10 protein-coding genes are annotated in these 10886 nt (G+C 58.2%); 4 read left to right on the forward strand and 6 right to left on the reverse strand.

Annotation, left to right across the window (positions count from 1 at the left end):
* The coding region (locus CAP48_RS03890; RefSeq protein ID WP_100694734.1) for a TPM domain-containing protein at window positions 1–492 on the forward strand (492 nt) is incomplete at its 5' end.
* On the opposite strand, the gene CAP48_RS03895 is transcribed toward CAP48_RS03890, so the two are convergent.
* The 6 genes from CAP48_RS03895 to CAP48_RS03920 all read right to left on the reverse strand — a co-directional run bounded on the left by CAP48_RS03895 (window position 462) and on the right by CAP48_RS03920 (window position 6509).
* A complete protein-coding gene (locus CAP48_RS03895) occupies window positions 462–1886 on the reverse strand; it encodes a DUF3482 domain-containing protein (RefSeq protein ID WP_100694735.1) in 1425 nt (474 codons plus the stop codon). The genes CAP48_RS03890 and CAP48_RS03895 overlap by 31 nt on opposite strands.
* On the reverse strand, window positions 1883–3268 hold the full coding sequence (locus CAP48_RS03900; protein WP_100694736.1) for a DUF2868 domain-containing protein: 1386 nt from the start codon (window positions 3266–3268) through the stop codon (window positions 1883–1885). The genes CAP48_RS03895 and CAP48_RS03900 overlap by 4 nt, the downstream gene beginning before the upstream one ends.
* A 19-nt stretch (window positions 3269–3287) precedes the next feature.
* Window positions 3288–3644: a YkvA family protein gene (locus CAP48_RS03905; protein WP_100694737.1), complete on the reverse strand. Its 357-nt coding sequence runs from the start codon at window positions 3642–3644 to the stop codon at window positions 3288–3290.
* A gap of 85 nt (window positions 3645–3729) precedes the next feature.
* A complete protein-coding gene (locus CAP48_RS03910) occupies window positions 3730–3978 on the reverse strand; it encodes a GlsB/YeaQ/YmgE family stress response membrane protein (protein WP_100694738.1) in 249 nt (82 codons plus the stop codon).
* Window positions 3979–4187: 209 nt separating this feature from the next.
* Complete coding sequence (locus CAP48_RS03915; protein ID WP_100694739.1) at window positions 4188–5126, reverse strand: EamA family transporter; 939 nt, start codon at window positions 5124–5126, stop codon at window positions 4188–4190.
* An 81-nt stretch (window positions 5127–5207) separates the two neighbouring features.
* Entirely contained in the window at window positions 5208–6509 is a 1302-nt protein-coding gene (locus tag CAP48_RS03920) for a sulfite oxidase (RefSeq protein WP_100694740.1), read from the reverse strand.
* Window positions 6510–6769: 260 nt separating this feature from the next.
* Between CAP48_RS03920 and CAP48_RS03925 the strand changes: the two genes are divergently transcribed.
* From CAP48_RS03925 to CAP48_RS03935, 3 genes are all read left to right on the forward strand, one after another.
* Complete coding sequence (locus CAP48_RS03925) at window positions 6770–7741, forward strand: ABC transporter substrate-binding protein (protein ID WP_100694741.1); 972 nt, start codon at window positions 6770–6772, stop codon at window positions 7739–7741.
* A gap of 284 nt (window positions 7742–8025) precedes the next feature.
* On the forward strand, window positions 8026–9732 hold the full coding sequence (locus tag CAP48_RS03930; protein WP_100694742.1) for an iron ABC transporter permease: 1707 nt from the start codon (window positions 8026–8028) through the stop codon (window positions 9730–9732).
* Window positions 9720–10745, forward strand: coding sequence for an ABC transporter ATP-binding protein (locus CAP48_RS03935; RefSeq protein ID WP_100694743.1), 1026 nt, complete (start codon window positions 9720–9722; stop codon window positions 10743–10745). The genes CAP48_RS03930 and CAP48_RS03935 overlap by 13 nt, the downstream gene beginning before the upstream one ends.
* The last annotated feature ends 141 nt before the right edge of the window (window positions 10746–10886 follow it).

Raw genomic sequence — 10886 nt, forward strand, 5'->3', positions numbered from 1 at the left:
GGTAATAAATGGGAATGGCTGGGGCTGGACGGACTTGAAGGCTGGTGGCTGGCACGACGAATATTTTCCGATAGCATGATGGAGCGGCTGACTCAGGAAATACGCAAGAGCGAAGCGCGTCATGCCGGAGAGCTAGTGTTGGCCATTGAGCACGACACGCCCGGCCACAGCAGAGATACGCCCTCGCGGGCACTGGAAGTATTTGGTCGCCTCAAAGTTTGGGATACGCCTGAGCGCAGCGGATTATTGTTGTATATCTCCCTGAACAAGCATAAATTCGAGATTGTCGCCGATCGCGGGATTCGTGTGGATCCGAAAAAATGGGAAGAGGTCTGCGCAATATTGCAGACGCGCTTTGCCGCGAAAGAGTATGAACAGGGTCTGCTGCAGGCGATCCATGCGACCGAGGCCATCCTGCAGGCGGCATGCGGCGACCAGGGAACGGGCGACGACGGGCACAATTATCTTCCGGACGCCCCGGTTCTGTTGTAAGACGGGACAGCGGCGCGGGCCAATGATCGCCCAAGCTCACCGACCGCGACGTCGCGGCGCGAGCCAGGTGAAAATTGCTCGCCCAGTCTTGACCATTCGGGATGGCTGCGTGCGTCCTTCAATTGTTCGGGCAGCGGCTGGTCTTTGAATTCGTTCTGGACGGCTTCAAGCGATACCTGCACCGGTGCCATATCGGCATGTCCGCGCAGCTCCAGCGCACTTATCAAGTGGTTTGCCCGAATGGCCAGCAGACGCAGGATACTGTCTTCGACCGTGATTTCGTGAAAGCCCTGCAGCCGCCCATACAGTCGTTTGCCCAGCTTATCGGTGCCTTGCCAGACACTGCCCACGACGCCACCAATCAATGCGGCGGTGCCCAAACTCAGGCCCGCCGTGAACACATCTACGGCGGCGCCAGCCATGGCGCCTGCGGCAAAGCCTTTGCCGACATGGATGCCGGTGTCCAGCAGCGCCTGGGGATTGAACAAGTCCATCGTCCATCGCCCGCCTTCCAGCGGCAGCGGCTGACCCGGATAGTCGTCGGCACGGAAACGATAATGAACCAGCAACGTCTTGATGCCGGCCTGTTCACGCTGCCGCACTTTATCCTGCATAAGCCCCGTGCTTTGCCTGACGCTGTCGGCGTCCGTCTGGCTGCTAAGCCGCAATGCAGCGATGTCGATCAGCATGTCTGCTACCAGCGCAAAGGCAGCATTGCGCCGGCGTTCTCGCTGCACGCCGACATCGTCGGACAGCGCCTGCAGTGTTGCCGCATGCGTGTCCAGCACGAGGGCCAGCTTTTGATAGAGCTGGGCTTCCCCATCAAGTGCGGGGGCGACCGTGTCAAATTCAATTACCACATGCAGACCTAGTCGCGCCAAGGTGGTTTTCCAGTCCTGCTTGCGTGCATCGGCGTGGTTGATGAAGTTCAGTACCGGAACCAGCGGTTTGCCGCAGCGGCCCAGGATGGCAAGCTCGTCTTTGTGCTTGGCCAGGACCGGATCCCTGACGTCAATGACATAAAGACCGGCATCGCAGGTCATAAGTTTTCGCAATACGCGGGCTTCCTGCTCAAATCGCCCCCTGGCCTCGGGAGAATCCAGAAAGCGTGTGATGCTTTCTGGACCGTCATGCCGGCTGCCCGCCTGTGTTTGTAACTGGTCCAGATAATCCAGTAGCCCGATGCCGTCTTCCAGACCGGGGGTGTCATAGAGCTCCACCGCTGGTACACCGTTAAGTAGCAGGCGGGCGCCTTCCACATGGCGCGTTGTGCCGGGTGCATCTGAAATCTGCCCGAATCCGGCATCGTGCGTCAGTGTGCGCAGCAGCGAGGTTTTGCCCGTATTGGTATGGCCCACGACGGCCAGACGAAGTGCAGGGGTGACGGTATTCATTGCGCAGCGATCCAGTCAGGTAGCGTGGTGGCGTCCTGATGCAGGGTATCAGGGGCAAAGCCGGCCTGAGCCAATTGTGTGACCCACGTCTGCTGGCGCGAACGCGAGGTGCTCGGCTGCCACAGTAAAATATGCGTGTCACGCGCAAGTGCGGCCAGTTCGGCAATCAGTCGCAGCGTGCCGCGATCCGGTGTCTGGCAGACATCGACAACTAGCAGCAGGCCTTTAACGGGATGGGCGTGCAGCCGGTCAAGCAAGGCGTGACGCTGTTCGCGCGATTCCAGCACGCCGCCGTCCTGCGTCTCCTGCGCGACGGGAAAGACGGGCCATTCAATGTCCGCAGGCAGTTCAATGCCCACGTACATTGGGCAAGATGAATAGGTACGAGGGATGCCGTCGCGCTGTCCGGCTATCGCATCGTCGCCGGCAGGCGCATCAATGCCCAGGTTCTCGCTGGTCGGTGCCAGCCGGGCAACCAGCGGACTGTAGAAAGGCAGATCGACATCAATCGTCAGAGCAAACAGTGTGCGCCGCAATTGCCACAGGCATAGCGCCAGACTGGCTGCGCGCAGCAGTAGCCCGTAGCACAGTACCACGCCCAGGAGCCAACCCGACCATGTGGCATAAGCGCTTTCCGATAGTGTTGCGCCAGCCGTGCTTTGACGCACCAGCGCCGCGTCGGGGACGGGAAAGCCCAGCAGGCCAGGAAGCGTACCTAGCGTATGGGTCAGCGAGACAAAGACATCGGGCGACAAAATGGTTGTCTCCCAGCCAAAGGTATAGCGCTGCGCTGCCAGCAAACCCAGCATGGTCAGCAGGGCAGCAAGAAAAAACAAAACCCAGAACGCGTGACTGACGCTGGACAAGGCCCATTTGAGCGCGGAGTTTTGTGCAAGCAGGGAAACGAACGATTGCGGCGCCAGTGCCGCTTGCGGCCCGCGGGCGATTTTTCGGCTGAGCCACAACCAAACCTGGCCCAGCCAACTGAATGCGCGAGACGACAGCAATAAGGAAAGGATCCAGAACAGGAATGTCAGGCCGTGTACGCCCAGTAACGTCACAATGGCCATTAGCACGTTGATATGTCTATTCGCAGTCCCGAGTACACCGGCTGCAGCGCCCGCCCCGGCTAGTGCGGCCAGCACTGCCATGATGAGCAGGGCCAGTCTTGCGCCCTGCGCCCACTGTTCTGTAAGCGTACTGATATTTTCGCGCTGGGCGATCAGGCGGGCGCGGCGGACAATTTTTTCTTCGGGACTGCCACCGGCGCTGCGCAACTGGCGAATGAAAGCGGCGTCGTCAAGCGGCCCCCAATGATCTTCGCGCAGGCGAATGGCCTCGGTCAGCCACAAGTCCTTGAATGAAAAGTTACGACGGGCCATCGCGCGGATTCTTGGAGTATTAGTGTTTGAACCAGCGATTGGTAGCCTGCTCGGCCTGCTGTTTCACTTCGGGGGTAATGTAATAGGCAACCGCAGCCAGTGCCGCTGCAATCACACTCAAGTCATCGGTGTAGCCTATGCCGGGGATGAAGTCGGGTAAGGCATCCAGGGGAAGCACGAGATAGGCAAGCGCGCCATAAATAACCCGACGCGCCCAGGCCGGTGTGGCAGGGTTAAGAACAGCGTAATACAGCAGCAGGGCTTTATGAATAACGGTGCGTCCGGCGCGGTTGGCGACACGGGCAATTTTCCTGACAAGCCCTGCCGGTTTTCCGGCGTCTTGCCTGTTGGCATCAATCGTTTGGTAGCGAGTCATGAGCCCCCCGTCATTCATGAAAATAGGGCGGATAAAACAAAAAATGCGTGCCGCCCGGGCACGCACTCTTTATACCATGCCGTTGTCAGGAGCGCTTGGCGATCAGGCCATAAACAAAAAGAACGATAATGGCGCCTATGACTGATGCGATCCAGCCTGCAGCATCACCCTGGGCGTACCATCCCATTGCCTGGCCGAGGTAAGTCGCGACGATCGACCCGACGATACCCAGAATCGCGGTAAGAATGAACCCCATGGACTGGTTGCCGGGCATAATGGCGCGGGCGATCAGGCCAACAATAAAACCAATCACGATAGTAATGATAATCGACATTCTTTGACTCCTGAAATGAGAGGATTTACTGACTGCGTATAACGCTCAAATCATATAGGAAGGATAATTTCCGCACAAACGGAAAATGTTTCCATATATTAGTAAAACAAACCTTCGTTACGCCAGTCTGTTCATAAAGCATACCGGCTAACAGCGCGCCTTGTGCGACTATTGACGTTTTTTTTGCCGCACAGGATCAATTTCGTGGTTTATCTGCCTTTGTCCGTTGCACCTGGCACACGGATCCCCTTTTTTCTCCGTGCGAGGCGTGCCGGGACGCGCAACAGTCTGCCGCCGAAAATGTTAATCGCCAGTCCCAGTACCACGACAAGGCTGCCCAACCACTGCACGGATGACAATTTTTCATGCAGCACCAGTTCGGCCGACAGCAGGCCGATGACCGGAATCATCAGGGACATCGGGGTGACCAGGCTGACGGGGTGCTGCGCCAGCAGTCGCCCCCATAAATAGTAGCCCACAAAAGAGGCGGCATACGCCAGGTACATAAGCGATCCCACGCCTGTCCAGGACAGGGTCGCCAGGCTGTGCGAGATGGCCTGCGGACCTTCAATTAGCCACGAAGCCAGCAGAAACGGGAAAACCGGGAACACGGCGCCCCAGGTGAGTAGACTGAACATATTGACGGCCGGACCGGCCTTCTTGATGACGATGTTGCCGCAGCCCCAGCTGAACGCCGCACACAGGGTAAGAAAGAACGCAAACAGCGGCACCGGTTGCGCCAGGTCGGCGCCCATTTCAATGACGCAGAGTCCGACAGCCGCAACAATCATCGCGATAATGCTGTGTACCCGCACCTTTTCATTGAGCAGTATTGCGGCAATTAGCACTGAGAAGAACGCCTGCGACTGCAGGACCAGCGAGGCCAGGCCTGCGGGCATGCCCAGCGCAATGGCGCTGAACAGAAAAGCAAACTGTCCGAAGCATAGTGTCAGGCCAAAAAGCAGCAGTAGCCGAAGCGAAATCACCGGCCTTGGAATAAACAGAATGGCCGGAAAGGCTACCATGGCAAAACGCAAGGCTCCCAGCAGCAGGGGTGGGAATTCATCGACGCCAAATTTGATCACTACGAAGTTCAGTCCCCACAAGAGGACGACAAGAAGGGCGGCGAGCCAATGACGCAAAGGCATGAGAATTCCGAATAACGGTAAGGAGCGATGAAACACCGATTATGCGCTACCGCGCGGTCTGCCCGCAAGCGTCGCTGTGATTTAAGCTACAGGCGCAAGATTGAGCTTGACCAGATGCTCGCGCCAACCATTGACCAAATATCCCGTGTTATCGCTGGTCAATTCGGGCTGCTGCTGTCCGGCCGCGTTGGTGGCGCGGCAGGCTAATATCACCGGGCCCGCCGCCAGCGGCAATGAAATCTCAAACAGGCGCCAGGCGAATGGGCCCAAATCGGTTCCGGTGAGCTGTGTCTGATGCCATGTATGGCCGTCGTCGGCGCTTACTTCAACGCGGGTTACGGCAGACGAGCCTCCCATGGCCACGCCTTGTATTTGCAAAGTGCCTGCCGTGATTGTGGAGTCCGTTGCTAACGGCGTGGTAATCCAGGATTTGACAGGCAGACGCCACGCGGCGATCGTCAGCTGCGGCTGGCCGGCACGCAGCGGCACCCGAAAGTCGGCCGTCTGGATGTGGGCACTGGACTCGTCGCGGGTGAAGGCAATACGCCTGACGTATTTGATGTAATTGATGCCGGCATACCCAGGCAGTACCAGACGTAGCGGTCCGCCATGCGCCTCGGGAATCGGCTCGCCGTTCAGTTTCCAGGCCAGCAATGCGTGTTCCAGCGCAGACAGGGGCACCGAGCGTTCCACGCGGGTGAAATCCGAGGCCATGCCGTCTGGCAGGCTATCGGCGCCTGTGGCGGTAAGAAAGCGGCTGCCCGGGACGACGCCGCCCAGCTCGTGCACCACCGTGGTCAGGGGAACCCCTGTCCAGATGACACAGCCGGCGGCGCCAGTCTGCCAGGGCGTGCCGATGGCCGGGCGCTTTTGCAGGCCCCGACCGTTTTCCGCACACTGCAATACTGTGGCGACGGTCCTGGTGGGCATCGCCTGCAGCTCGGCCAGCGTGTAGGCGTCTGGCTGAGCCACCCCGGCAAACGCCACAGGCCATTGTGCGCCCTGGGCCAATAGCCGCTGCGGCGGGGGCAGGGCATTGTTGCGAACAAACAGGCAGCGTGTTGGGGTGATTTGCTGGCGACCAAGTGCTTCGCGGCGGGTTTCAATGGCGTGCGGGTTATGGACAATCAGGCTGCTTGCCTCTTTCCAGGCCAGGTTCGCAGGCAGCGGCGCCGGTTCGGCGGGCAGCGGTAGCGCAGCAGGCGGCTCTGCGGCTGCTGAGGTCGGGGGCGCTGTCGGCGGTCTGTTTGTTGCGCCTGATGGGGTAGTGGTGTCCTTGGCCGGGCTGGCGTGAAGTTTTCCGCAAGCAGCACCGAACGCCAACGCGAGAGCCTGTATCAGCCGGGTGCGTCTTTGCGGATTAACCGTGGCGTAGCGTAGCATGGGATGCCCTGTCAGTGAACAATGGTTGCGAAAGCCCCAACGGGGTTCTAGCGGCAAAAGCAGGCTACATGTTATGGACTAATCGCGTGGCTGTAAACCGGCAATCATGGCTCGGGCACTGCCGATTGCAAATAACTTGACATATCGCGACATCGGCATCCTTGCATAGAACTGACAAGGTATTATTCAGGGTGTCACAATCACGAAATATAAAGTTTTTAATATCGTTCAATTCTCCCCGGTTAAAACAAGAGGTCTTTATGAAGGTCGCAGTAAATTTAATCAAAGTCGCGCTGTTTGCATTGTCCGGTGCTGCTGCTGCCGATACGCTGGTGCTGTACACCAGCCAGCCCGCAACCGATGCACAAATGACGGTTGATGCGTTCCAGAAAGCCAATCCTGACACAAAGGTAGAATGGGTGCGCGACGGAACGACAAAACTGATGACCAAATTGCGTGCTGAAATGAGCGCGGGGGTGTCCAAGCCCGATGTGCTGCTGATTGCCGACAGCGTGACCCTGGAACAGCTGAAAAAAGAGGATAAGCTGCTGGCCTACAAAGCACCCGAAAGCGCCCAGTATGACCCTGCTTTGTTCGATAAGGAAGGCTATTACCACGGCACCAAGCTGATTACATCCGGCATTGCCTACAATACCAGGGCGAAGCAAAAACCCGAGTCATGGAAGGATCTGGTCAAGCCCGAGTACAAAAACCAGATATCCATGCCAAGTCCCTTGTATTCCGGCGCGGCCATGATTCATCTATCGGCGTTAACCCGCAACCCGGACTTTGGATGGAAATACTACGAGGATCTGAAGGCAAATGGGGTGGCTTCCCAGAAAGGCAACGGCGGTGTACTGACAGACATTACGTCTGGCGGCAAACCTTACGGTATTTTGGTCGACTATATGGCCATTCGTGCAAAGGCAAAAGGGGCTCCCATCGATTTCGTCTTTCCGGCAGAGGGCGTCAGTCTGGTCACCGAGCCGGTGGCCATACTGAAATCGGCAAAAAATCCCGATGCCGCCAAAAAATTCGTCGACTTCCTTTTGTCGCAACAGGGCCAGGCGCTGGTGCTGCAACAGGGTTATATTCCCGCCCGCAACGGGATGAAAAACCCACCCGGTTTTCCAGAGCGTGACCAGATCAGGCTGCTGCCATTTGATGCGGCTGCGGCACTGCAAAATGCCGAAGCAGATAAGGAAAAATTCAGCACCATCTATGGCGGCTAATTGCAACGGCCACCCATCACCTCAGGGCGCAGCAAGCCAGCCATCGCAACCGTCAGGCGCCTGGCTTATGCGCTCGTTGCCGGCCCGCGTTGCAAACACACGAGCGCCTGCTTCCGTTTGCGGCGTCCGTGTGCGGGTACAATGACACCGGCGCGCGCTGCCAGACGGTGGCCCGGTCGGCGATGGCATGAACCAGCCCCGACCGCGTCCCCGGCAACTTTTAATCCAACACGATCCAAAATCAGGCGCTCGGGCAACACCGGGACGAGTTTCTGATTTTCACTATGGCGACACCTTCTTCCTTTTTGCAGCCGTTTGGCAAGGCTCCGGCATCGGTTCTGACGCCGGTATTGCTATGTCTTGTCCTGATGCTGGCGCTGCTGCCACCGGCGCGGCTGGTGATGATGGCAATGGCCGATCTGCCGAGCCAGGACAGCGCCATGTGGTCTATGCTGAGCAACGCATCAACCTGGCGCGCTACTGGCAACAGTTTGATTACGGCCGGCCTGGCCACATTGCTGTCGGTGCTGCTGGGCACCACGCTCGCATTGCTGGTGGTCCTGACCGATATTCGCGCAAAAGGGTTCTGGGTGTTCATGATTATGCTGCCCATGATGATTCCGCCACAGGTGACCGCCCTCAGTTGGTTACAGTTAAGCGGACCGGGCAGTACGCTGCTGCAAATGCTCGATCTGGCGCCGCCGCTGGGCAGTCCGCAGCACCTGCGCTCGTGGTGGGGGATTTCTATGCTGATGGGCATTCAGCATGCACCCCTGGTTTATCTGGCCGTTCGCGCAAGCCTGATTGCGCTTCCCAAAGAATTGATCGAAGCGGCCCGCCTGGCGGGTGCCTCCCAGCATGATGTGGTGCGTGACATGATCCTGCCGCTGTGTCGCAACGGATTGCTTGCTGGCGCGGCAATTGCCTTTGTTTCCGCTCTGGGTAACTTCGGTATTCCAGCGATGCTGGGCATTCCCGTTTCCTATTACGTATTGCCTACGCTTATTTATCAGAAAATGGCTGATTTCGGGCCTGATATGTTGGCTGATGTGTCGAGCCTGTCTGTCATAATAGGGGTGATCGCGCTCGTGGGCGTCGTCGCGCAACAACGGTTTTCATCGCGTATGCCGCTGACCGGGATGCCGGGCAGTCCGCTGGCGTTTTCCCTGGGACGACGGCGCTGGCAGGCCGAATTGGCGCTGTTCCTGCTGGTAACGGCGATTGTCGTGGTGCCGTTGATCGCCTTGATTTCCAGTTCACTGGTCGCGGCCATGGGCATCCCGCTTTCATGGGAAACCGTCAGCCTGCAGGCCTATGAGCAAGTCATTTTTCATCAGAGCGTGACCTTGCGGGCCTTTAGCAATAGTATCCTTTTGGCCGGCTCGGCCTCGCTGATCCTGGCCAGTATCTGCCTGCCGCTGGGATATCTGTTTGTCCGTTTCCCTTCGCGCAGCAATGCGTTTTTACAGGGGGCTATCGACATTCCCTATGCGCTGCCGGGCGTGGTGCTGGCCGTCGCTTGCATTCTGCTTTTTGCCCGACCCTTGCCGCTGGTTCAGATCACGTTGTATGGCACCTTGGGATTGATCCTGTTTGCCTATCTGTCCCGTTTCATGACGGTTTGTCTCAAACCCATACAAAGCAGCATGCAGCAGCTGGATCCGGCGCTTGAAGAAGCCGCGCAGCTTTGCGGGGCCGGACCGGTGCGCCGGCTTCGGGATATTGTTTTTCCGTTGCTGGCGCCGGCCGCTTTTGCGGGCATGCTGCTCGTGTTTCTGATTGCAGTTAACGAACTTACCGTGTCGGCATTATTGTGGAGTGCCGGTAATGAAACCCTGGGCGTTCTGGTGTTTAACCTGGACGATGGTGGCGAAACGGTACTGGCCTCTGCTGTTTCGGTGCTGATCGTGCTGATGGTGCTGGTGCTGATGCTTTGCCTGAACGTGCTAGGAAGACGGGTTCCACGAGGAGTCATTCCATGGCGCAACTGACCCTGGACAATATCAGTAAACACTATGGCGAACATGCTGTCGTTGACGACATCAGCCTTGCTATCGAGAAGGGGCAGTTTGTAGCGCTGCTTGGCCCCAGCGGCTGCGGCAAAACCACCACCCTTAGAATGATTGCCGGTTTTGAGCAGCTTGACGAAGGGAAAATTGTTCTCAATGACAGGTTGCTGGCCTCGCCGACCGAACATATTGCGCCGGAACAGCGCAATATGAGCATGGTGTTCCAGTCCTATGCTCTGTGGCCTCACAAAACGGTGCTGGACAACGCGGGATATGCCCTGGCACTGCGCGGTCTCAGAGGACAGCCTTATCGCGACCAGGTTCTGGCCGCGCTTGACGCTGTGAACCTGAGCCATCTGGCCGACCGTTTCCCGCAAGCGCTGAGCGGCGGCCAGCGACAACGGGTAGCGCTGGCACGCTGCCTGGTTTCCCATCCCGAAGTGGTCCTGCTGGACGAACCGCTGGCCAATCTTGATGTGCATTTGCGTGCGTCCATGGAAACCACCTTTCGCCAGTTTCATGAACGCACTGGGGCGACGTTTATTTATGTGACACATGACCAGGCCGAAGCGATGGCCATGGCCGACCGGATTGCCGTCATGAATCATGGTCGTCTTGAGCAGTGGGATACGCCGGAAAATCTATATCGCCGACCCGCCTCACGTTGGGTCGCGACTTTTATCGGCAAGGGGGCGGTCCTGGATGTGCCCAGGCACGTGCACGGCGAAAACCTGAGGACCGACGACGTACTGAGCCTGCTTTCAAATAGCGGTGCCATGCATCGCGGCGCCATGCTGGTGCGGCCCGAACATGTCGCGGTGGTTGACGAAGGCATAGCCGTTACCGTCAGGCATCGGGTCTACAAGGGAGAGCGCTACCAATACAGCGCCAGCCTGGCCGATGGACAGTCGGTCACCTTCTATCACCCGCACGCCCTGGATCCAGGCCAGACAGTACAGGTGAAGATCGAGCACGCCTGGGGGCTTGATCTTTGATGTGATGGTAGTTTTGGTGGCCGATTGGCCAACGCGAGGCGAGGATTAGGCTGGCCAATTGCCCGTGTGGTGGCAATGGACCGGCTAGCAGATTTGCCGAGGTGGGGGGATGGTGCGGCCAGCAGATTAGCCGATCCGAGG

It is taken from the genome of Advenella sp. S44 (assembly GCF_002810445.1).
In the GTDB taxonomy this organism is placed as follows: Bacteria; Pseudomonadota; Gammaproteobacteria; order Burkholderiales; family Burkholderiaceae_B; genus Advenella.

What these genes read in the sequence shown, in the direction of transcription:
- CAP48_RS03895 (WP_100694735.1), bottom strand. Translation starts at nt 1,886, where the DNA reads ATGAATACCGTCACCCCTGCACTTCGTCTGGCCGTCGTGGGCCATACC.
- CAP48_RS03900 (WP_100694736.1), bottom strand. Translation starts at nt 3,268, where the DNA reads ATGGCCCGTCGTAACTTTTCATTCAAGGACTTGTGGCTGACCGAGGCC.
- CAP48_RS03905 (WP_100694737.1), bottom strand. Translation starts at nt 3,644, where the DNA reads ATGACTCGCTACCAAACGATTGATGCCAACAGGCAAGACGCCGGAAAA.
- CAP48_RS03910 (WP_100694738.1), bottom strand. Translation starts at nt 3,978, where the DNA reads ATGTCGATTATCATTACTATCGTGATTGGTTTTATTGTTGGCCTGATC.
- CAP48_RS03915 (WP_100694739.1), bottom strand. Translation starts at nt 5,126, where the DNA reads ATGCCTTTGCGTCATTGGCTCGCCGCCCTTCTTGTCGTCCTCTTGTGG.
- CAP48_RS03920 (WP_100694740.1), bottom strand. Translation starts at nt 6,509, where the DNA reads ATGCTACGCTACGCCACGGTTAATCCGCAAAGACGCACCCGGCTGATA.
- CAP48_RS03925 (WP_100694741.1), top strand. Translation starts at nt 6,770, where the DNA reads ATGAAGGTCGCAGTAAATTTAATCAAAGTCGCGCTGTTTGCATTGTCC.
- CAP48_RS03930 (WP_100694742.1), top strand. Translation starts at nt 8,026, where the DNA reads ATGGCGACACCTTCTTCCTTTTTGCAGCCGTTTGGCAAGGCTCCGGCA.
- CAP48_RS03935 (WP_100694743.1), top strand. Translation starts at nt 9,720, where the DNA reads ATGGCGCAACTGACCCTGGACAATATCAGTAAACACTATGGCGAACAT.